The sequence below is a fragment of the Variovorax sp. efr-133-TYG-130 genome (assembly GCF_030208835.1).
In the GTDB taxonomy this organism is placed as follows: Bacteria; Pseudomonadota; Gammaproteobacteria; order Burkholderiales; family Burkholderiaceae_C; genus Variovorax.
The window spans coordinates 660,101-680,550 of record NZ_JARVTD010000003.1 but is presented as its reverse complement, the minus strand read 5'-3'; the positions used below and the strand labels follow the sequence as shown (position 1 = coordinate 680,550).

The 20,450-nt window shown below is 67.1% G+C and carries 18 protein-coding genes; 7 read left to right on the top strand and 11 right to left on the bottom strand.

What is annotated here, in order from left to right; genetic code table 11:
- Positions 1-35: 35 nt before the first annotated feature.
- A complete protein-coding gene (locus QRN67_RS05290; protein ID WP_285410926.1) occupies positions 36-986 on the bottom strand; it encodes a bifunctional helix-turn-helix transcriptional regulator/GNAT family N-acetyltransferase in 951 nt (316 codons plus the stop codon).
- Between the two features lie 147 nt (positions 987-1,133).
- On the opposite strand from QRN67_RS05290, the gene QRN67_RS05285 reads away from it, so the two are divergent.
- Positions 1,134-3,539: a YgiQ family radical SAM protein gene (locus QRN67_RS05285; RefSeq protein WP_285410925.1), complete on the top strand. Its 2,406-nt coding sequence runs from the start codon at positions 1,134-1,136 to the stop codon at positions 3,537-3,539.
- A gap of 30 nt (positions 3,540-3,569) precedes the next feature.
- Here the strand turns inward: QRN67_RS05285 and QRN67_RS05280 are convergent, their stop codons facing one another.
- Together QRN67_RS05280 and QRN67_RS05275 are read right to left on the bottom strand one after the other, a co-directional pair.
- Positions 3,570-4,577 carry a GGDEF domain-containing protein gene (locus tag QRN67_RS05280; protein ID WP_285410924.1) on the bottom strand — a complete coding sequence of 336 codons (1,008 nt, stop codon included), beginning with the start codon at positions 4,575-4,577 and terminating at the stop codon, positions 3,570-3,572.
- Positions 4,578-4,609: 32 nt separating this feature from the next.
- Complete coding sequence (locus QRN67_RS05275; protein WP_285410922.1) at positions 4,610-6,544, bottom strand: EAL domain-containing protein; 1,935 nt, start codon at positions 6,542-6,544, stop codon at positions 4,610-4,612.
- A 400-nt stretch (positions 6,545-6,944) separates the two neighbouring features.
- On the opposite strand from QRN67_RS05275, the gene QRN67_RS05270 reads away from it, so the two are divergent.
- Both QRN67_RS05270 and QRN67_RS05265 read left to right on the top strand, forming a co-directional pair.
- Positions 6,945-7,850, top strand: a complete 906-nt coding sequence (locus QRN67_RS05270) for a DMT family transporter (RefSeq protein WP_285410921.1) — start codon at positions 6,945-6,947, stop codon at positions 7,848-7,850.
- Between the two features lie 37 nt (positions 7,851-7,887).
- A complete protein-coding gene (locus QRN67_RS05265; protein ID WP_081269135.1) occupies positions 7,888-8,793 on the top strand; it encodes a hypothetical protein in 906 nt (301 codons plus the stop codon).
- A 10-nt stretch (positions 8,794-8,803) separates the two neighbouring features.
- Here QRN67_RS05265 and QRN67_RS05260 read toward each other — a convergent pair whose 3' ends face one another.
- Positions 8,804-9,685 (bottom strand): CoA transferase, encoded by an 882-nt coding sequence (locus tag QRN67_RS05260; RefSeq protein WP_285410919.1) that lies wholly within the window; start codon positions 9,683-9,685, stop codon positions 8,804-8,806.
- Between the two features lie 167 nt (positions 9,686-9,852).
- Here QRN67_RS05260 and QRN67_RS05255 point away from each other — a divergent pair, with 167 nt between their 5' ends.
- Positions 9,853-10,755, top strand: a complete 903-nt coding sequence (locus tag QRN67_RS05255; RefSeq protein ID WP_285410917.1) for an SDR family oxidoreductase — start codon at positions 9,853-9,855, stop codon at positions 10,753-10,755.
- 4 nt (positions 10,756-10,759) lie between these two features.
- On the opposite strand, the gene QRN67_RS05250 is transcribed toward QRN67_RS05255, so the two are convergent.
- Positions 10,760-11,218, bottom strand: a complete 459-nt coding sequence (locus QRN67_RS05250) for an Lrp/AsnC family transcriptional regulator (protein ID WP_285410916.1) — start codon at positions 11,216-11,218, stop codon at positions 10,760-10,762.
- Positions 11,219-11,341: 123 nt separating this feature from the next.
- On the opposite strand from QRN67_RS05250, the gene QRN67_RS05245 reads away from it, so the two are divergent.
- Entirely contained in the window at positions 11,342-11,950 is a 609-nt protein-coding gene (locus QRN67_RS05245; protein WP_285410915.1) for a glutathione S-transferase, read from the top strand.
- Positions 11,951-11,962: 12 nt separating this feature from the next.
- Here the strand turns inward: QRN67_RS05245 and QRN67_RS05240 are convergent, their stop codons facing one another.
- Positions 11,963-12,352: a DUF488 domain-containing protein gene (locus QRN67_RS05240; protein ID WP_081269139.1), complete on the bottom strand. Its 390-nt coding sequence runs from the start codon at positions 12,350-12,352 to the stop codon at positions 11,963-11,965.
- A gap of 31 nt (positions 12,353-12,383) precedes the next feature.
- Positions 12,384-14,252, bottom strand: a complete 1,869-nt coding sequence (locus tag QRN67_RS05235; RefSeq protein ID WP_285410914.1) for a PhoX family protein — start codon at positions 14,250-14,252, stop codon at positions 12,384-12,386.
- 90 nt (positions 14,253-14,342) lie between these two features.
- On the opposite strand from QRN67_RS05235, the gene QRN67_RS05230 reads away from it, so the two are divergent.
- Positions 14,343-15,167: a crotonase/enoyl-CoA hydratase family protein gene (locus QRN67_RS05230; RefSeq protein ID WP_285410912.1), complete on the top strand. Its 825-nt coding sequence runs from the start codon at positions 14,343-14,345 to the stop codon at positions 15,165-15,167.
- Between the two features lie 339 nt (positions 15,168-15,506).
- Positions 15,507-15,821, top strand: a complete 315-nt coding sequence (locus QRN67_RS05225; protein WP_081269142.1) for a hypothetical protein — start codon at positions 15,507-15,509, stop codon at positions 15,819-15,821.
- Positions 15,822-15,842: 21 nt separating this feature from the next.
- Here QRN67_RS05225 and QRN67_RS05220 read toward each other — a convergent pair whose 3' ends face one another.
- The 4 genes from QRN67_RS05220 to iaaH form a co-directional block, all read right to left on the bottom strand.
- Complete coding sequence (locus QRN67_RS05220; protein ID WP_285410910.1) at positions 15,843-17,105, bottom strand: acyl-CoA dehydrogenase family protein; 1,263 nt, start codon at positions 17,103-17,105, stop codon at positions 15,843-15,845.
- A gap of 66 nt (positions 17,106-17,171) precedes the next feature.
- On the bottom strand, positions 17,172-18,320 hold the full coding sequence (locus QRN67_RS05215; protein ID WP_285410908.1) for a DSD1 family PLP-dependent enzyme: 1,149 nt from the start codon (positions 18,318-18,320) through the stop codon (positions 17,172-17,174).
- Positions 18,321-18,546: 226 nt separating this feature from the next.
- Positions 18,547-18,861: a hypothetical protein gene (locus QRN67_RS05210; RefSeq protein ID WP_285410906.1), complete on the bottom strand. Its 315-nt coding sequence runs from the start codon at positions 18,859-18,861 to the stop codon at positions 18,547-18,549.
- Positions 18,862-18,940: 79 nt separating this feature from the next.
- Positions 18,941-20,383 (bottom strand): indoleacetamide hydrolase, encoded by a 1,443-nt coding sequence (gene iaaH / locus QRN67_RS05205; RefSeq protein WP_285410905.1) that lies wholly within the window; start codon positions 20,381-20,383, stop codon positions 18,941-18,943.
- Positions 20,384-20,450 lie beyond the last annotated feature (67 nt).

Genomic DNA, 20,450 nt, shown 5'->3' with positions numbered 1-20,450 from the left:
CCTCCCCCGGCGGGGGAAGGAGCAAGACCAACCAACTACAGCTTCAGCTCCCAGGTCTCGCCCACCAGCGGCGAGCCATAGCCCTCGTGCGGCTCCGACTGCGTGAGCTGGAAGCCACGCTTGGCATAGATGCCGCGTGCAGCCGCCAGGCAGCTGTTGGTCCACAGCACCATCTTCTTGTAGCCCTTGAGCCGCGCGAAGGCGATGCACTCGTCGACCAGCTTGCCTCCGAGCCCGAGGCCGCGCGCACCGGGCGTCAGGATCAGCATGCGCAGCTGCGCCACCGTGGCCGACTTGCGCACGACGAAGATCGCGCCCACGCGCTCGCCGTTGACTTCGGCGATCCAGCAGCGCTCCCATTCGGGTTGGAACTTCAGCAGGAACTCGCTCGCGATGCCGGCCACGAGCGCCTCGAACTTGCTGTTCCAGCCGTATTCGCGCGCGTAGATCTCGCCGTGCTGCTGCACCACCCAGCCGATGTCGCCGGGCGCCGGGTCGCGAAGGATGGCGGCCTGGGGCTTGGGCGGCGCGGCATCGGGGTCGAGGAGGGACTGCATCGTGCCCATGGCCTGAACCAACTGCTGGCGCTGCGACGGCGCGAGCGATTCGAGCAGCGCGGCGGCTTCCTCGCGCGACTTCTGTTGCAACGGCGCAAATGCGGCGTGGCCGGCTTCGGTCAGGTGCAGCACGCTCTGGCGCGCATCGCGCGGATGGGGCTCCCGGGTGAGCCAGCCTTCGGATTCGAAGCGGCGCAGGATGCGGCTCATGTAGCCCGCATCGAGCCCGAGGTCGCGCCCGATCTCGCTCGCGACCGCGGTTTCGCGGTGGGCCAGCTCGTACAGCACGCGCACGTCGGTCAGCGACATGGGGCTGCCGAGGTACGGATCGAGTGCGCCGATGCGGCGCGTATAGAAGCGGTTGAACTGCCGGATCGCCTTGACGGCGGCGGGATCGACTGGAGTTGAAGTCGTGGACATGCTTGCCATTGTCATTGGATTGGTTGACTTTGGCAACCAATCGAGGTCCTGCCGACGGCATGGTCACAGGATGTTTAGAGCGACAGGGGAGGTGGAAAACCCTAAAATCGAGGGTTGCCCACAACGGCGCGCCCAAGGCGCCGACTGCCCCCACCGATGAACGCCCCCGTCGACGTCTCCTTTTTCGCGCGCGCCGCCAAGCCGCTGACCAGCTACCGCAAGTACTGGGCGGCCCGTTTCGGCACGGCCAAGTTCCTGCCGACCTCGCGCAAGGAAATGGAAGCGCTCGGCTGGGACAGCTGCGACATCATCGTGGTCACGGGCGACGCCTATGTCGACCACCCCAGCTTCGGCATGTCGGTGATCGGCCGCATGCTCGAGGCGCAGGGCTTCCGCGTGGGCATCATCGCGCAGCCCGACTGGCAGAGCGCCGAGCCCTTCAAGGTGCTGGGCAAGCCGAACCTGTTCTTCGGCGTGACCGCCGGCAACATGGATTCGATGATCAACCGCTACACGGCCGATCGCAAGATCCGCAGCGACGACGCCTACACCCCCGGCGACGTCGGCGGCTCGCGCCCCGACCGCGCTGCCATCGTGTATTCGCAGCGCTGCAAGGAAGCCTGGAACGACGTGCCGATCATCCTCGGCGGCATCGAAGGCAGCCTGCGCCGCATTGCCCACTACGACTACTGGTCGGACAAGGTACGCCGCTCCATCGTGGTCGACGCCAAGTGCGACCTGCTGCTGTACGGCAACGCCGAGCGCGCCATCGTCGAGATCGCGCACCGCTTGGCCGCCAAGGAGCCGGTGCAGCAGATCACCGACGTGCGCGGCACCGCCTTCGTGCGGCGCGAAACTCCCGACGGCTGGTTCGAGATCAACTCCACCAGCGTGGATGAACCAGGCCGCGTCGAGGCGCACGTCAATCCGTATCTGATGGTGTCCGACCAGGCCAAGGCCAACGGCGCCACCTGCGCCAAGGAAGACGAGGCGCAGGCCGTCGCCAAGGCCGCGGAAGCCGCCGGCCCGGCAGGCGCCTCGGTGGTCAACCCCGCCATCAAGCCGCTGAACTTCGTGCCGAACCCTGCGCTGCAGCCGCGCGGCAAGATCAGCGTGCCGCCGCGCGACCGTTCCGTGATCCGCCTGCCGGCTTACGAGCAGGTGCGCAGCGACCCGGTGCTCTACGCGCACGCCAACCGCGTGCTGCATCTGGAGACCAACCCCGGCAACGCCCGCGCGCTGGTGCAGGCGCACGGCGAGGGCGCCACGGCGCGCGACGTGTGGATCAACCCGCCGCCCATTCCGCTCACCACGGCCGAGATGGACTACGTGTTCGACCTGCCGTACGCCCGCAGCCCCCATCCGCGCTACGCCGACGAGAACGGCAGCCACGACGGCGCCACCAAGATCCCCGCGTGGGAAATGATCCGCTTCAGCGTGAACATCATGCGCGGCTGCTTCGGCGGCTGCACCTTCTGCTCGATCACCGAGCACGAGGGGCGCATCATCCAGAGCCGCTCCGAAGACTCGATCATCAAGGAGGTCGAGGCCATCCGCGATTCGGTCAAGGGCTTCACCGGCACCATCTCCGACCTCGGCGGCCCCACGGCCAACATGTACCGCATCGGCTGCAAGTCGCCCGAAATCGAATCTGCCTGCCGCAAGCCGAGCTGCGTGTACCCGGGCATCTGCCCGAACCTCAACACCAACCACGACCCGCTGATCAAGATCTACCGCCGGGCGCGTGCGTTGAAGGGCATCAAGAAGATCCTCATCGGCTCGGGCCTGCGCTACGACCTGGCCGTGCAGTCGCCCGAATACGTGAAGGAACTGGTCCAGCACCACGTGGGCGGCTACCTGAAGATCGCGCCCGAGCACACCGAGCAGGGCCCGCTCACCAAGATGATGAAGCCCGGCATCGGCAGCTACGACAAGTTCAAGCAGATGTTCGAGAAATACTCGGCCGAGGCGGGCAAGAAGCAGTACCTCATTCCGTACTTCATTGCCGCGCATCCGGGCACCAGCGACGAGGACATGATGAACCTCGCCATCTGGCTCAAGAAGAACGGCTTTCGCGCCGACCAGGTGCAGACCTTCTACCCGTCGCCCATGGCCACCGCGACGACGATGTACCACACCAACAAGAACCCGCTGCGCAAGATCACGCGCGAGAGCGAGACGGTGGACATCGTGCGTGGCGACAAGCGCCGCCGCCTGCACAAGGCCTTCCTGCGCTACCACGACGCCAACAACTGGCCGCTGCTGCGCGAGGCGCTCAAAAGCATGGGCCGTGCCGACCTGATCGGCAACGGCAAGCACCACCTCATTCCGACCTGGCAGCCGCTGACCGACGGCGGATACACGAGCGCGCGGCGCAAGAATTCGACCGCGGCGCCGGCAACCGCCAAGGCCGCACCGGTCAAGCTGGCACCGGTGAAGCCTTCGAAGGGCCGCATCCTCACGCAGCACACCGGCCTGCCGCCGCGCGACAACGGCTCGGGTCCGAGCCCGCGCAAGCCATCGGGTGGTCCGGTGCGCGGCAACATCCGCAAGCCGCGCTGATTCGCGCTGGGGGGCGCGAGCCGCATCGCGTCAGAAGATCGCGAAGCAATCCTTGCCGCGGCTTTTGGCGACGTAGAGCGCTTCGTCGGCAGCTCTCATCAATTCGGAAAACGACTGCTCGTCGCTCATTCTTGAAATGCCGACGCTGGCGGTGATTTTTCGGTCGAGCACGTCCAGTTCGCGTATCCGGCCCAGGATCTGAGCGGCCACCGTGGCCGCCCGCTCTTCTCCTCCCTGGGTAAGGAAGATCCCGAACTCCTCGCCCCCCAGCCTCCCGCACGGCTCATCCGCGACGGATCGGCGGATGGCTTGAGCCACCTGCCGAAGGACTTCGTCGCCCATCGGATGACCGAAATCGTCATTGATGCGCTTGAAGTTGTCGATGTCGAGCATGAGCAGGCAAGCGGAACTCGCATCGCGCGACTTCTGGACCTCATCGACATCGCTCAGGAACTTCCTGCGATTGCCGATGCCGGTCAGCGCGTCTGTGAAGGCCAGATCCACGAGCTTGTCGCGAAGCACAATGCTTTGGCGGTGTATTCGGGCGAAGAGTGCGTTCAAGAACACGCCGACCATGATCGCGGCTGACATTGAAAGCCATGCCCATTTCACATCTCCGCCGAATGGCGCATTTATCAGCGACCCTTTGCCGAAAATGAGCCAAATGCCGATGGACACGATGATGTATTCGCTGGTCCGTGAAAAGACGGGCGCTACCGCCAGAGATACTCCGATGCTCAGCACCGCCATCCAGTGATTTCTATTGATGCTGGGTTCGGCCAGCAGCGTGAGCGCAATGCATAGCAGCCAGACGGTGGTGATGGAAAAAAATGAGAAGAATGCTATTTTCCAGCTTGCAAAAACCGAGGTGACGGTAAGGGCCGCAAGCAAAATGATCCACCGATGGTCGTATTGATAGGATTCATCCGCAAGAATCCATACCATTGCAACCAGAACCATGCCGCCCAATTGCATTCCGAGCGACAGCGGCTTGATAAGCAATCGGAATTCATTCACTCGTGTGTCTTCGTTTTTCATGATCTGCGCAATCGCAAGGCTATTGGCGCATGCTATTGCACATGTTTTTCCAGTCTTGACAGTTCGATCAGTTCATTCATGGGTACCGCCTTGGAAAAAAGGTAACCCTGGCCGAATTTGATGCCCATTTTGACGAGTATTTCCAGTTGGGTTTCGGTTTCGACTCCCTCTGCGACAAGCCTTGCGCCGTACCTCGTCGCACTTTCCAGGGCCAGCCCTATTGCCTTGTTCATCCGCGGTTGTTCGATCATCGAGACCATTGCATAGTCGATCTTTACTTCGTCGAAGGGGATCTTGGCCAGGGTGGTCAACGTGGAATATCCAGCGCCGAAATCATCGAGAGACAACCCGACACCCGCCGAATTCAATTTATGGATGTTCTCCTTCACGGTGTCGATGTCCGGCACCTGCCCGGATTCGATGATTTCAATCGATAGCATTTCGGAGGGCACACGGTAGCGATCCAGGCGATCCAGAATTCGCTCGCCGAAGTCCGGCACCGTGATGGACGCTGCGGATATGTTGACCGACAACGGGGTGTGAAAACCCTTGGCCATGCACTGGGCCAGTTCCCGAATCACCATTTCGACGGTACACCACTCGAGCTTCAGCAGCAGCTGGTAGCGGGTTGCAACATCCAGCACGTAAAGCGGGGACAGGGGCAGGCCTTCCGCGGAGTGCGCTCGCAGAAGCGCCTCGGCACCGCAGATCACCCGGGTCTCCAAGTCGAACTTCGGCTGGTAGTTCAGTGGCGGATTGATATTGCGAATCCAGCCAATGATCAACTCGTGGACTTTTGCGTCCTTGTCGGCCTGGGCAGAAAAAGAATCGTGAAAATACCTGATCTGTTGATTGCTGCTCTGGAGCGCCAGGCTGATGTTTCTCAGAACGGATGAGGCGTTTGCGTCATCTGCCGTTCGCACATTCGTAACGCCGCAACGCAGTTGCACATTGGAGTAAGGGCCCCCGGCAACTTGCAGGTGCTCCATGACGTCGGCGTACAGACGAGGCACGAGCTGGCAATTTTCTATCTGGGCGACGCAGGTTTCCTGTATAACAAAGGCCAGTGCCAGGTCGGACAATTGGAAGCAATTCGATTTCTCGTTCGAGGTCATCTTGAGGGTTTCTTGATTCGTCAGCTGGCTCGCCAGATGGCCCCAGAATTTATCCGTCCAGTCGTGCCCCAGGATGCGGACCATTTCCTTGAGATTTCCGACCTCGAACGTGAGGAGCACATGCTGCGACTGGTTTTTATGGAGAATTGTTTCAAGATACTCGCTCAAGGCTCTTCTATTGGGCAGTCCGCTGAGAAGGTCCGTGCGGTACATTTTCATTCGCTGAAAATAGGAGTCCCTGATATGTGCGTCCACGCGCAGCAGGGCTATGACGCAACCCAAAATGAAAAGCGAAGTGCTGAATCCGACTATCTGCAATGCGGTGACATGCGCACTTACCTTGGGCGGGACCAGTTTCAATAAGAATATGATGCCACTCGAAAACATGGAGCATGCCATTCGGGCGCTCCATATTTTCAATACTTCTTTCCACCCAAATTGCATCAGCGGCTTTTTGCTGTAGACGAAATGCGCGATGATGCCGCCCGCGGTGGTTATCGACATATCCAGCAGAAACGCTTCCACCTGGTTGAAGCCGCCAAATATGAGGCGCGCCGAAATCGTCAGGGCCAGCGTTATCGTTCCTCCTCTCCATCCTCCCAGCAGGCCTCCGAGGAAGAGCAGATCGGACGAGAGATAGGGCTTGGAGGGCAGGTTGAAAAATTGAGAGGACAGGGCGATCAGGGCGAAGCTGGTGATGCCGAAAACCGAGCCGTACAGAAGCGTTCTCGATTCGACTCTTTCGGTGGGTGTTCGGGAGAGCAGCAGGGTGATGCTCAATATTCCGAGGAGAGCCGCTGCCTGAAGAATCAGCAACGGGTAATTTGCCAGCTCGGCTTGCCAAGCGGCCATGAAAATTTCCTGCACTACGTCGTCCTCCAACGCAGGGTCTGGGCTAGCGCTCCCGTCCCCGCGTTCGACAATATTTTTGAAATGGGTGCCGGGAGTCTTTCAACTCGACGAGTTCCTGCACACCCGACATTTGTCTTGATTCCGGCTGCCAGAACGCCGTGAGCGCGTTTGCGGGCGCCAGTTCGTGCGTTCTAAGATGCGCGCCATGGCCCTGTACCGTTCTCCTCCTCCATCGACCCGCAGCTGAGGCGCGCGCCTTCCGGCGCAGCGCTCTGGCACGCAAGTGGTCGCCGCTGTCCGCCTCGGGGCGGGACGCGGCATGGACGGTCATGCCCGCTTCCGGTCGCAGCCGATCGGCTTTGGCGGGCGTCATGGAGAACTTTCAACAATGAACGCAAGAATGTCTGCCGCCCTGGCCTGGGGCGGCGTGCTGCTGGCCGGCGCGCTATGGGGCGGTGGTGCCCTGGTTGCGCAATTCCTGATCGAGGGCGGCATCGCGCCGCAGAGCCTGTCGCTGGCGCGCTTCGCGCTGGGCCTGCCGCTGCTGTGGTGGCTGCATTGGCGAACCCCGGCGAGCGCGCATGGGCGGTGGGCCGACCTGACGGGCCGGGAGCGCCTGCAGCTGCTGGCAACCGGCGCCGCGATGGCGCTCAACGTGAGCTGCTGGTTCGTGGGTATTTCCCATCTGGGTGCCGCGCTGCCGACCGTGATCTCGATCTGCTGCGCCCCGGCGATCGTCGCGTTGGTGTCGGTGCTGCGCGGCTACGAGCGCTTCGGCGCGCGCCTGCTCGCGGGACTGCTGCTCGCGCTCGCCGGAGTGCTGCTGCTGGTGATGCCGTCGGCGGGGTGGGGGCCGCTCGCGCCGGGGCATGCGGCCGGCGTGGCCTGGTCTCTGGCCTCGGCCTTCTGCTATGCGATGGTGGTGCTGGGCAACGCGCGCATGCCGGCGAGGGTGCCGGCCGCCACGGCATCTGCCTGGGGCATGACGGCCGCGGCCGCATGCATGCTGGCCGTTGCGTGGCCCGGCGGCATCACCTGGCCCGAAGGCGGCGCGCAATGGCTCGCGGTGGGCTATACGGGCGTGGTGACGACCTCGGTGGCGTATCTGGCCTTTGCCTGGGGCGCGCGGCGGCTGTCGCCGACCTCGGCGGTGATCGGCACGCTGGTCGAGCCGCTGGTGGCCGCTCTGCTGGCCGCCGCGTTGCTCGCCCAGCCGATGGCGCCGCGCCAGTGGGCGGGCGCGGTGCTGCTCGCGGGCGCGATGTTGCTGCTGGTGCGGCGCGGCAGATCCGCGCAGGCCGACTGAAGGCACGCCTGGACCTTCCGTTGTATGGTGTGGCCCCATGAGCAGTTCGCCCCACCTGCCGGTTCCATGGTTGCGCTCCTTCACGGGCGCGCTGCTGATCGCAGCTTCGTCGGCGGGGCTTGCCGCCCCGCCCGAATCGCCAGCCGCCCAGACGCTGCGTGCCACCCACCAGCGCCTGAGCGACAGGCTCGAGCACAGCAGCTTCGGGCGTCCCGTGCAGATCGACTCCGTGGAGACGGCCGACGGCCTGCAAGGCGACGTCTATGCCCTGGTCGACCATCCGCTGCAGGAGATCAGCAGCACGCTCAAGGGATCGGCCCATTGGTGCGAGGTGCTGACCCTGCACATCAACAACCGGCGCTGCACGGTGGCCAGCGGGCCGCAAGGACGCGACATGATCACGCTCTACGTGGTGCGGCGCTACGACAAGCCGATCGACCAGGCCTTCGAGCTGCCGTTCGTCTACCGCGTCGCGGGTGCCTCGCCGGAGCATCTGTCGGTCGAACTGTCGGCCGAGAGCGGGCCGCTGGGCACGAGCAACTACCGCGTCAAGCTCGAGGCCCTGGCGCTGGACGAGCACAAGAGCTTCCTGCATTTCAGCTACAGCTACGACCACAACGCGATGGTCCGGCTGGGCACCATGGCCTACCTCGCGACCTTTGGCAGTGACAAGGTGGGCTTCACTGTGATCGGCAAGACGCCGGAGGGCCAGCCCGACTACATCCGCGGCCTGCGCGGGCTCGTGGAACGCAACGCGATGCGCTACTTCCTGACGCTGGACGCCTACCTCGCGGCACCCGGCTCCGACCAGTCCGACCGCCGCCAGCGCCGCTGGTTCGCCGCGGCCGAGCAGTACCCGCGCCAGTTGCACGAGGTCGACCTCGACACGTATCTCGCGCTCAAGCGCGAAGACCGGCAGCGCGACGGCGTGGCGACGCGCTGAATCGGCCCGATCAGCCGGCCAGCGTGAGCAGCGGCACGTCGCGCTCACGGGCCATGGCTTCGAGTTCGGCGCGGGTGCGCGTTGCCAGCCAGTCGGCCAGCGCCTCGTGCGTGGCCGGCGCCATCATGTCGCGCGAGCCAATCTCCGCGGCCTCGCAGAGCCGGGCCGCGAAATGCGGCTCGAGCGCAGCCACCGCCACCCGGCCGTCGGCGCAGGGGTAGACGCGGTAGCCCGCGTGCGCGCCGCCGACCGCGCCCGAAGGCTGCGTCAGGCCCCAGGCGCGGGGCAGGGCCAGCCAGTCGGCCGATGCGTTCAATGCGACTTCGAGGTACACGCCGCCGGCCTTGCGCGACTGCAGCAGCATGGCCTTGAGCACCGCCTCGCTCGCGAGCAGGGCGCCGCCCATGTCGGCGTAGAGCGTGGGCGGCAGGTCGGTGCCGGTCACGAGCCCGCTTTCCGCGAGGTAGGTCAGGTCATGGCCCGGCTCCTCGGCGCGTTCGCCCGGCGCGCCGACGATGGCGACCTGCGACAGCCTGGGGTGGCGCGCATGCAGCGCCGGCCAGTCGAGCCCGAGCTTGGCCAATGCGGACGGGCGGAACGAGGTCAGCAGCACGTCGGTTGCCGCGAGCTCGGCATGCAACTGCTGCTGCCCGGCTTCGCTCTTCAGATCGACCGCGCGGATCTCGACGCCCTCGTGCAGTGCCGCATAGGCCGGCCGGTTGTACAGCGCCATCGGATCGCCGCCGGGCGGCTCCAGCTTGAGGCAGGCGGCGCCCATGCCGCGGCACCGCAGCAGCGCGGCCGGGCCGGGCAGGTTCAGCGCGAGACTCAGGACGCGCACGCCCTCCAGCGGTGCGGCGTGGTCATGGGCGGGGCTTGTGGAATCGGGCATCGGCTGTGGTCTCCAGGAAACTCGTTTCGCACATTCTCACCCGGGGCGCGGGGTGCACAGGAGCCAGTTCCCGCAAGCCGGAATGCAGGCCCGCGCGTAGCATGTGCCGGTGGCAGCCACCTCCCTTGCCGCTGCCTCGACCACATGCAAACGACAGGAGACGAACCATGTTTGAAGCTTCCCTGATGAGCGGCCAGCGCATTCTCGTGACCGGCGGTGGCACCGGCCTGGGCCGCGCGATGGCCGAGCGCTTCCTGAGCCTGGGCGCGGACATCGCCATCTGCGGGCGGCGCCAGTCGGTCTGCGAGGAAACGGCCGCGCAATGGCGCCAGCAGTTTCCGGGCCGGCGCATCGACACCTTCGGCGTCGACATCCGCATCGCGCAGCAGGTCGACGAAATGGTCGAGAGCCTGTTCCAGAGCGGCGGCCTCACCGGCCTGGTCAACAACGCGGCGGGCAACTTCGTCTCGCCGACCGAGAACCTCTCGCCGCGCGCCTTCGACGCCATCGCCAACATCGTGTTCCACGGCAGCTTCTACGTGACGCAGGCCGTGGGCAAGCGCTGGGTGGCGCAGGCCAAGGCGGGCGAGTGGAAGCAGGGCGACGCCTTCCGCAGCGTGATGAGCATCATCGTCACCTGGGTCGACAACGGCAGCCCTTACGTCGTGCCCTCGGCCATGAGCAAGGCCGGCATCGAGGTGATGACCAAGTCGCTCGCGGTGGAGTGGGCGCGGCACGGCATCCGCCTGAATGCGGTCGGCCCCGGCGAGATTCCCACCGAAGGCATGAGCAAGCGCCTGAACCCCGGCGAGGAGCCCGGCGCGCGCAGCAAGCAGACCAACCCGATGGCGCGCACCGGCCGCATGAGCGAGCTGCAGAACCTGGCTTCTTTCCTGATGGCGCCCGGCCAGTGCGACTGGCTCACCGGCCAGAGCATCATGATGGACGGCGGCAACGCACTGGCCACCGGCGGCAATTTCTACGAACTGCGCCAGTGGAGCGACGCCGACTGGCAGGCCGCGCGCGAACGCATCGAGGCGCAGAACCAGAAGGACAAGGCGCAGCGCTGAGCGCCTATTTTTTCGGCAGCCGGGCCGCATGCACGGTGACGTGCTTGTTGACCGGGCTCGACAGCACCAGCGACGTGGTCACCGCGCCGTCGACCGCCAGCGCGTCGACCACGCGCTCCAGGTCCGCCGGCTCCGCGATCGCGCAGCGCACGATGAAGCAGTCTTCCCCTGTGACGCGGTCGGCGCTCAGCACTTCGGGCATGGCCTCGAACAGCTTCAGGTAGCGGGCGATGCCCGCATGCGTGGTCTCGATGCGGATGATGGCCTGCAGGCCCACGCCCAGTGCGCGCAGGTTGACGCGCGCGCCGTAGCCTTCGATCACGCCGGCTTCCTCCAGTTTGCGCACGCGCTCGCTCATGGCCGGCTGCGACAGGCCGATGCGCTTGCCCAGCGCGGCAAGGCTCTGCCGTGCATCGGCCTGCAGCGCTTCGAGGATCAGCCGGTCTTTCTTGTCGATGTTCATGTGCGTGTCGGGGAGGTTGCGCGCCGATGATCGATCGGTCCGAGGCGGCGATTTTCGATGGATTGCACTTCGCCGCGAGAAGCTTGCCGGGTAACGTGGCGGCCATCTTTTCCAGGAGAACCCATGCAACTCGTCGGCATGCTCGACTCACCCTACGTGCGGCGCGCCGCCATCTCGCTGCGGCTGCTCGGCGTGCCTTTCGAGCACCGGCCGGTCTCGGTCTTCAGCACCTTCGAAGAGTTTCGCGGGATCAATCCGGTGGTGAAGGCACCCACGCTGGTCTGCGACGACGGCACGGTGCTGATGGATTCGACGCTTGTCATCGACTACGCCGAGTCCCTGAGCGGCCGCAGCCTCATGCCTGCCGCGCTTGCCGAACGGGTGCGCGCCCTGCGCATCACCGGGCTCGCGCTCGCGGCCTGCGAGAAGACCGTGCAGATCGTCTACGAGCACAACCTGCGGCCGGCCGAGAAGTTGCACCAGCCTTGGGTGGACAGGGTGCGCGGCCAGCTCTTGGCGGCCTATGCGGCGCTCGAACGCGAGGTGGCGGCATCACCGCTGCCCGCCGATGAAAAAACGATGACGCAGGCCGGCGTCTCGACGGCGGTGGCCTGGTCTTTCACGCAGCTGATGCTGCCTGACGTCATTGCGGCGGACGGCTTTCCCGCGCTGTCGGCCTACGCCGCGCGGGCGGAGAGCCTGCCGGTGTTCCTGGGCGCGCCGCAGGTCTGACGGCGGCGGTCTTCAGTCCGCGATGTCCGCACCGCGCTCGGCCAGCAGGCTGCGCAGCACGGAGCGGTGGCAGTGCGACTCGTCTTCGCAATAGCAGCCGACCGACAGGGCCGTGCCGTGCGAGAGCGCGGCCAGCAGGTCGAGGCTGCGGCTTGCGTCGGACTCGGCCATCTCCGCCTTGAACTTGCGCACGAAGGCGTTCCATTGCGCGGGCGTCTGCGCTTCCTGCGCCTGCTTCATCGTCTCGACCGACGGCGCGAGGTTGGGGTACCACACGTCGTACCAGTTCTGCGATGCGAACTCGGCCTTCGGCACGCCGCGCGGCGGACGGCGCACGGTGCCGACGCGCAGGCCTTCGCCATCGGCGCGCGGTGTGCCCAGGCGGACGATGCGGATGCTCATGGGGCTTTCCTTTCTTCTCTCGAATACTGTCTCAGGTGCCGACGATGCCGCCGTCCCGCCGCCGGATCGCCAGCGTTGCCGAGCGCGGGCGCGCGCTGCCCGGCACGGTGCCGTCGGGCCAGGCGCTGTTGTGTTTGCTGTCGCCGTCGTCGCGCGCCTCGCCCGGGTGCTGGATGTTGACGAACAGCGTGCGCCGGTCGGGTGTCACCACGCAGCCGGTGATCTCGCAGCCGTTGGGCCCCGTCAGGAAGCGTTTGATGCGGCCCGACGCCGGGTCGGCGCACAGCATCTGGTTGTTGCCCAGCGAGGTGTAGGGCGGCTTGCCGATCACCTGGCCGCTCATGTCGGTCTGGATCCAGAGCAGCCCGCCCTGGTCGAAGTGCAGGCCGTCGGGCGCGCCGAACATGTCGGCCTCTGCCGCGGGATAGCGCGCGCCGCTGCCGGGCTGCGCCGGATCGCCGGCGAGTGCGAAGTGGTCCCAGGCGAAGCCGGTGCTGGCGGCGTCGCCGCCGTCCTCGCGCCACCGCAGGATGCCGCCGAAGAGGTTGTTGGCGCGCGGGTTGGCGGCGTCGGGGCCGGGCTTGCCGGCGTCGCCGCGCTGGCTGTTGTTGGTGAGGGTGACGTAGACCTCGCCCGACTGCGGATGCACCGCGATCCATTCGGGCCGGTCCATCTTGGTGCCGCCGACCACGTCGCCGGCCAGCCGCGCGTGGACCAGCACTTCGGCCTGGTCGGCAAAGCCGCCGGCCGCGTCGAGGCCGCTGCGGCCGTGCGTGAGTTCCAGCCACCGGCCGCGCCCGCCGGCGTCGTAGCGCGCCACGTGCAGCGTGCCGTCGTCGAGCAGGTGGCGGTTGGCCGCCCGCGCGGCGGCATCGGTGCCGGGGCGCACCTTGTCGCGGCTCACGAACTTGTAGATGTATTCGAAGCGGGAGTCGTCGCCCATGTAGACCACGAGGCGGCCGTCCTTCGCGACAGTGCATGTCGCACTCTCTTGCCGCTTGCGGCCCAGCGCCGTGCGCTTGATGGGCGTGGCGGCGGGGTCGAACGGGTCGATCTCGACCACCCAGCCGAAGCGGTGCGCCTCGTTCGGATGCCGGCTCAGGTCGAAGCGCTCGTCGAAGCGCCAGTACTCCACCCACTGCGAGCCGGGCACCGTGCCGTAGCGGCGCTGCGCGGCCGTCATGCGCGAGGCGGCTTCCTTCGGCCCGCCGAAATAGCCGTGGAAGTTTTCCTCGCAGGTCAGGTAGGTGCCCCAGGGCGTGACGCCCATCGCGCAGTTGGCGAAGGTGCCGAACACCGCGTCGCCCGCCGGGTTGGCGGCGGTGCGCATCAGCGGCGTGCCGGCGGCCGGGCCGGCGATGCGCATCGGCGTGTTGCCGTGCACGCGCCGCGCGAACTGCGAAGGCAGCACCTGGCGCCAGCCTTCGGGCGTGCGGCGGATCTCGATGACCGACACGCCCATCGCATGGAGCGACTTGCGCACCTTCTCCGGCGTCCATTGCCTGGCGCCGTCGGCGTGCAGCAGCTGCTCGTCGGTGTACTCATGGTTCATCACGAGCAGGCCGCGGTCGCCGCTGGCGTCGAGGGCGAAGAAATGCATGCCGTCGTGGTGCATGCCGGCCTGCACGGCCTGGTCGTCGGCGCTGTTTGAGGCGTCGGTCGCGAAAGCCGGCATGCGGCCCGCGATGCCGGTGGGCGTGCCCCAGGGGTAGAGCAGCTGGCATTCGTATTCGGGCGGTATGGCGACGCCGTCGCGCAGCGATGCGGGTACGCCCGTGAAGCCGAGCACGCCGGCATCGGCTTTCCCGGCGGCGGGTGCCGCGCAGCCCTGGCCGAACAGCGCCACGACGGCGGCGGCGGAGCCCGATTGAAGAAGAAAGCGGCGGCGGTCCAATGGCATGGCGGAAGCTGTTGTGTAGGCGACAGCCGCCATCATCGCCGAGCGCCGTGCCGGGCGATACTCGCGCCCGGACCGCCCAGGAGACATCGAATGACCGACCGCATCGAATGGACCCGCCACGCCGACGGCGTGGTGGAACTGCAGCTCTCGCGCGACGACAAGATGAACGCGCTCGACCCCGCCATGTTCGACGCGCTGATCGCCGCCGGCGAAGCGCTGCGCCACGACAAGGCGGCGCGGGCGGTGGTCATTTCCGGGCGCGGCAAGGCTTTCTGCGCGGGGCTCGACATGGCGTCGTTCGAACGCATGCAGCAGGGCGCGGCCGGCGTGCTGGGCGAGGGCGCCGCTGGCACCGACCTGCTGGCGCGCACGCACGGCATCGCGAATGCGGCGCAGCAGGTCGCGATGGCGTGGCGGGAAGTGCCGGTGCCGGTGATCGCGGCCGTGCATGGCGTCGCCTTCGGCGGCGGGCTGCAGGTGGCGCTGGGCGCGGACATCCGCGTCGTCGCGCCAGACACGAAGCTCTCGGTGATGGAAATCAAATGGGGCCTGGTGCCCGACATGGCCGGCATGGTGCTGATGCGCGAACTGGCGCGTGCCGACGTGGTGCGCGAACTCACCTTCACCGGCCGCATCTTCTCTGGCGAGGAAGCGCTCCGGATCGGCTTTGCCACGCGGCTGTCGGCCGACCCGCTGGCCGATGCCCTGCAGATGGCGCACGAGATTGCGGGCAAGAGCCCCGACGCCATTCGCGCCGGCAAGCGGCTGCTGAATGCGTCGGCGCACCAGAGTGCCGCCGACCTGCTGATGGCCGAATCGGTCGAGCAGCAGGCGCTGATCGGCAGCGCGAACCAGGTCGAGGCCGTGAAGGCCAACATCGAGCGGCGCGCCCCGCGTTTCGACACGCCCGCCTGACGCCGCCGGCCTTCGCCTGCGGGCGGGCCACCAACTTTCATTCAGCCATACAGTCAAGACTGCGCGAGCGGCCGGTAACTCCGGGACCGCTCGCGTTGCGTTTTGTAAACGTTTTGCGCTCGTTAAATCCCCGCGGAAGCCCCCGTGGCGCGTGGGAAGTGCATTTCAAACTGGTTTATGTAAGAATAAAGTAGTTGTTTTAAGGGGAAAATGAATGAATTTGGACACAGTTTCTGTGCAGAAGGTCACGTCTTTCCCCGTGTTTGCCCTAGAGAAGGATGGCTCCTGACGCCACACTCATTAACAATTGAACGTTTTGCCTAGCGACGGCGATCCTGCATGTCGACGACCACGTTTTTCTGCAATCTCAGCGTGCCCATCCTGGTGGGCGAGGATCGCTACAAGTACGTCCCCATCGTCGGGGTCTTCCGCAGCATTCCATTCGATCAAGTCAACGAATGGGTGATGCACCCCGACGGCAGCCCGCGCAGCGACCGCGAACTCGCGGCCGAAGTTCTTGTAGAGATCCGCAAGCCGCTCGGCTCGAGTGGACGCACGGCGCCGCACGCCTTCGACGTGGAGGGCATCCTCCAGCTCGACCGCGCGGCCGCGATCGTGGTGTCTACCTTCCTGGCGGCGCTGCCGCGCGTCTGAGCGCGGCGCTCGCCGCGCGCCTCACGACGCGATGGCGCCCACTGCCCAATAGAAAGTCGGCCGCGCGCCGTTGAGCAGGTGGTCGCCCACCACGCGGCCCTTGTAGATCGTCGGGTTGTGCGACGCCAGCGTGCGCGCATTGCGCCAGTGCCGGTCGAGCCGCCGGTCCTCCTGCAGCGCCGAGGCGCCGCCGATGTCGAACAGCCGCGTAGCGGCCTGCAGCACCAGGTCGACGATGCCGGCCTGGGCCTTGGCGGTGTCCAGCTCCACTTCGAACAACAGGCTTTCGGGCGCGGCCTCGTTGCGCTGGCGGAAGCGGTCGACTTCATCGAGGCCGCGCGCCACCGCCTGTACCGTGGATGCCGCAACGAACGCAGCGCTCGCCAATTGCCCGATCACCTGCTGCACCAGCGGGTCTTCGCGCGGCGTGTCGCCGCTGCCGTGGCTGTAGATGCGCTTGCGCGCCTGCACGAAGGCGACCGCGTCCCGCACGATGGCCCGCGCGATGCCCGCCAGCGTCGCCAGGTGAATCAGCTGGAAATGCGCGGTGAGCGGCGTGGGCTGGTCGCGCACGTACAGCAGCACGTTGCCCGGCTTCACCCGCACGTTGCGAAAGCGCGTGGTGCCCGACGCACTCAGGCGCTGGCCGATGCCGCGCCAGTCGTCGATGCGCTCCACGCCTTCGGCCTGCGCCGGCACCAGCGCGATCACGCGCTCGCTGCTGCCGTCGGCGTTCAGCCGCTGCGCGGACACCGAGATCCAGTCCGCGTACAGCGTGCCGGTGCTGTAGTACTTGTCGCCGTCGAGCAGCCACGCGTCGCCGTCGGGCTTCAGCGTGGTCTGCATGGTGGTGAGCGAGCCGTCGCCCAGCTCCGTGGTGGCGTTGCCGAAGATCACGCCCTCGGCCGCCAGGCGCATCCACGGACCGTGCAGCGCGGGGTCGATTTCCGCGAGCAGCCTTTCGATGAAGCCGAAGTGCGCGCGCAGTATCTGCGGCAGGTTGGAGTCGGCTTCGCCGAGTTCGATCAGCAGGTCGTAGAGCTGCGCGACCGAGGCGCCGATGCCGCCATGCGCCAGCGGCACGCGCAATGCGCCGAAGCGCTCGGCATTGAGCCATGCCACCGGCTCGTAGGCGAGTTCGCGCTCGTTTTCGCGTTGCACCGCGTGTTCGGCGATGCGCCGGAAGACGGGGCGAAAGCGCGCGAAGAGCTGTGCGGAAGAGGGGGCCTGTGCGCCGCCGACGTGCGCGGCGGGGGATTTCGTTGCTTCGATGAGGGATTCCATGTGCCCCCGACTGTCCGCCCCCGCGACGCGCTTGTGAAATGCGCTTTCCGAGTTTTCTTATGCCGCCTATCGCTTGCCGCGCGCATCCACCGGCCAGATCGCGACCAGCGCGTCGCCATCGACCACGTGGTACGCGTCGTGCAGGTTGACGGTCGGGTCGCAGTGCGGCGTGATGAACTCCACGCGCGCGCCGAGCGCGGGCCGTGCATCGGCGGGCAGCAGCAGCTTGCCGTGCTCGTCGCCGAAGAAGGCGTAGCGGCTCGCCGCGGGATCGACGCCGCGCGCCACCAGCGGCACGCCGCTGTCGGTGGAAAAACACTTGGTGCCGCCATCGACCGTGACCCAGTCCGCCGCGTTGGTGCTGACGACGGCCGTCTGCACGTAAAGCGACACCTCGAAGGGCGAGGGCTGGCCGCCCGAGGCCAGCACGTTCGTGTATTCCGCGTCCATGAACACATAGGAGCCGGCCTGCAGCTCGGTGAAGGCGTTTTCCTGCGAATCGAGGTCGTGCGTGCCGGTGCCCGCGCCCGTCACGATCTCGAAGCGCAGGCCCTGTCGTTCGGCCGCCGCGACGATGCCCGCCACGGTCTCGCGCAGGCCGGCTGCAGCCGCGCTGCGCCTGTCGCGCTCGACGATGTGCTGCAGGTTGCCCGCATACGACTGCAGCCCGCGCAGCCGCATGCGCGGCTCTGCGGCCACCAGCGCGGCGAGCTCGAGCACCTGCGCCTGGGTGGCGGCGCCGGTGCGGTTGTAGCCCGCGCCGTAGTCCACCAGCACGTCGAGCGGATGCGCGAGCGTGCCTGCGGCCTGCGCCAGGTCGGCCAGGTTGCGCGGGTTGTCGACGACCACCATCACGTCGCCGGGGCGCGCGCGCTGCGCGAGCTTGATGAGGCGCGCGATCTTGCTCGGCGTGACGGCAGGCGAGGTGATCAGCACGCCAGGAATGCCGCCGTCCACCATCACCTCCGCCTCGCCCATGGTCACGCAGCTCACGCCGATGGCGCCGGCAGCCACCTGGCGCCTTGCGATCTCGACCGACTTGTGCGTCTTCACGTGCGGGCGCAGCCCGATGCCGCGCGACCTGGCGAAGGCGGCCATGCGCTCGATGTTGCGCGTCATGGCGGGCAGGTCGATCAGCAGTGCGGGCGTGTCGAGCTGTTGGCGGCCGTTGGGCGCGCCGATCAGCGGGGTGTTGGGTTGCGTGTCCAGGAACATCGTGGGGGAGCCTTTGCGGGAGGTGTCGAAGCGGCGGAGCGCGGGAAAGTGCGTGGCGAAATGATCGCACCGAAATGAACACACTCGACATCGGGGCCTTGCAAGTCTTGAGGACGCAGTCGGCCGCGGCCTGCTCGAGCGCACGCCGCGCCAAATCGCTCGCTGGCGGATAAGCTGCATGTCCAATGATCGGCCGTCCGGTCCCGCGCTGCCCGGGGCTGCAAGGTCAGGCCAGGTGCGACGGCGAGTGCCGGGCCGGTCGCCGCAGCGCCATCCACCAAAGCAGCGCGGCATTGAGCGCCCAGCTGGCCGTGAGCATCAGCAGCGCCGTATTCGCCACGCCGGGAGAAAGCCCCAGCGTGAGCAGGCTCAGCGACCAAGGCAGCCCGCCCGCGATGGCCACGAGCATGCCCACGTCGCTCTCCGGCACCAGCGCGCAGCCGAGGATGCAGACGGTGCCCGCGACCGTGTAGATCAGCGCGGCGGTACGCCATCCGGAGCGGCGGTGTGGCAGGGAATTCGACGAATTCGCGATGGGCATGCCTCCAGCATCGCCGATTGCGTGGCAAGGCGTGAAGGCCTGTTGCGTGAAGGGATGTAGTGTTTTGGCGATCCGGGTTTCAGCTGCGCGCCAGCCCTTGCAACGCGCCCGGAACTGGTGCGTGCGGCAAGGCGGATTCGACGCCCAGCGCGAGCGCCAGCAGCAGCGAATCGGCGCCTTCGGGGCCGGTGAGTTCCAGGCCAGCGGGCAGGCCGTCGCGGGTCAGGCCGATCGGCAAGCTCACGGCCGGCAGTCCGGCCATGCCGGCCGGGCCCGTGTTGCGAATGTAGGCTGAGAAAGCCGAGGTCGGGCGCCCGCACAGCGTGACCTGCACGTCCTCGCCGATGCGCGCGGCGGTCAGCGGGCTGGTGGGGAACACCAGCGCCGCGATGTCGTGCCGGGCGAAGCAATCGCGGTAGGCCGCCTGCATGCGCGGCCGCAAGACGTTCAGCGCGTGGGCATAGGCCTCGGGCGTGACGGCGCTGTCGCCGAACAGCCGCTCGAACAGCGGGCGAACGTCGGGGCTCGCCACCGCATCAGTCAGCGCGCGTGCGTCGAAGGGGCGCTGGTGGCGCGCGAAGTAGGCGGCCAGCGCGGGCAGGATCTCGTGGAGCGAGATCGACATCGATCCTTCCTGGAAGAGCGCGCCGGCTTCCGCGAGGTCGCAAGGCACCAGCACCGCGCCCGCCGCCTGCAGGGCGCGCAGGCTCTCGCGGGCCAGTTCGGCCACGGGTGGATCGAGTTCTTCCCAGAAATAGGCCTCGGGCACGCCCAGGCGCACGCCCATGAGCGGCATCGCGCCCAGCCGCAGCGGCCCGCCGGCCACGGCATGGTCGATCAGCACGCAGTCGTCCACGCAGCGGGCCATGACGCCGGCCGTGTCGAAGGTCGGCGATATCGGCACCAGCCCGTCGTCCGGCCAGCGGTGCACCGTGGGCCTGTAGCCGACCAGCCCGCAAAGCGCGGCCGGCACGCGCACCGAGCCGCCCGTGTCGGTGCCGATGGCCGCTGGCGCGGCGCGCAGGCCCAGCAGCGCAGCGTTGCCGCCGCTCGAGCCGCCGGTGATGCGCGTGCTGTCGAACGGATTGCGCGACGGCCCGAAACCGTGGTTGTGGCCGGTGACGCCTTGCGACCACTCGTGCAGGTTCGTCTTGCCGAGCACCAGCGCGCCGGCATCGATGAGCCGCTGCGTCACGCCGGCATGCACGCGCGGCCGGTGGTCCGCCATCCACGGGCTGCCGGCGGTGGTCGGCATGTCGGCGACGTCGATGTTGTCCTTGAACGCGAGTGGCACGCCGCGCAGCGGCTGCGCGCCGGGTGCGGGCCTGGGCGATGCATCCAGCGCGGCCGCCGCAGCGAGCAGTTGGCCGGCGTCCAGATGGAGCAGGGCGCCGAAGGGCGCAATGGCCTCGGCGCGCGCCAGCAGCGCCTGCGCGTAGTCCGTGGCGCGCAACTCGCCGCGCGCCATCTGTTCGGCAGCCTCGCGGGCGGAAAGATCGGTCAGCGCATGGACTTGGTTCATCAGGGTTCGAAGTTGGGGCGGGAGCTGCACTCCGGTGCACATTCCGGGCCAATTGCTCAAGATTCAT

Bases quoted from the DNA above. Each gene is read 5' to 3' on its own strand.
- QRN67_RS05210 (WP_285410906.1), bottom strand. From the start codon at position 18,861: ATGCCCATCGCGAATTCGTCGAATTCCCTGCCACACCGCCGCTCCGGA.
- QRN67_RS05275 (WP_285410922.1), bottom strand. From the start codon at position 6,544: ATGGCCGCTTGGCAAGCCGAGCTGGCAAATTACCCGTTGCTGATTCTT.
- QRN67_RS05245 (WP_285410915.1), top strand. From the start codon at position 11,342: ATGCAACTCGTCGGCATGCTCGACTCACCCTACGTGCGGCGCGCCGCC.
- QRN67_RS05220 (WP_285410910.1), bottom strand. From the start codon at position 17,105: ATGGAATCCCTCATCGAAGCAACGAAATCCCCCGCCGCGCACGTCGGC.
- QRN67_RS05265 (WP_081269135.1), top strand. From the start codon at position 7,888: ATGAGCAGTTCGCCCCACCTGCCGGTTCCATGGTTGCGCTCCTTCACG.
- QRN67_RS05255 (WP_285410917.1), top strand. From the start codon at position 9,853: ATGTTTGAAGCTTCCCTGATGAGCGGCCAGCGCATTCTCGTGACCGGC.
- QRN67_RS05270 (WP_285410921.1), top strand. From the start codon at position 6,945: ATGTCTGCCGCCCTGGCCTGGGGCGGCGTGCTGCTGGCCGGCGCGCTA.
- QRN67_RS05250 (WP_285410916.1), bottom strand. From the start codon at position 11,218: ATGAACATCGACAAGAAAGACCGGCTGATCCTCGAAGCGCTGCAGGCC.
- QRN67_RS05260 (WP_285410919.1), bottom strand. From the start codon at position 9,685: ATGCCCGATTCCACAAGCCCCGCCCATGACCACGCCGCACCGCTGGAG.
- QRN67_RS05280 (WP_285410924.1), bottom strand. From the start codon at position 4,577: ATGAAAAACGAAGACACACGAGTGAATGAATTCCGATTGCTTATCAAG.
- iaaH (WP_285410905.1), bottom strand. From the start codon at position 20,383: ATGAACCAAGTCCATGCGCTGACCGATCTTTCCGCCCGCGAGGCTGCC.
- QRN67_RS05290 (WP_285410926.1), bottom strand. From the start codon at position 986: ATGGCAAGCATGTCCACGACTTCAACTCCAGTCGATCCCGCCGCCGTC.
- QRN67_RS05240 (WP_081269139.1), bottom strand. From the start codon at position 12,352: ATGAGCATCCGCATCGTCCGCCTGGGCACACCGCGCGCCGATGGCGAA.
- QRN67_RS05230 (WP_285410912.1), top strand. From the start codon at position 14,343: ATGACCGACCGCATCGAATGGACCCGCCACGCCGACGGCGTGGTGGAA.
- QRN67_RS05235 (WP_285410914.1), bottom strand. From the start codon at position 14,252: ATGCCATTGGACCGCCGCCGCTTTCTTCTTCAATCGGGCTCCGCCGCC.
- QRN67_RS05215 (WP_285410908.1), bottom strand. From the start codon at position 18,320: ATGTTCCTGGACACGCAACCCAACACCCCGCTGATCGGCGCGCCCAAC.
- QRN67_RS05225 (WP_081269142.1), top strand. From the start codon at position 15,507: ATGTCGACGACCACGTTTTTCTGCAATCTCAGCGTGCCCATCCTGGTG.
- QRN67_RS05285 (WP_285410925.1), top strand. From the start codon at position 1,134: ATGAACGCCCCCGTCGACGTCTCCTTTTTCGCGCGCGCCGCCAAGCCG.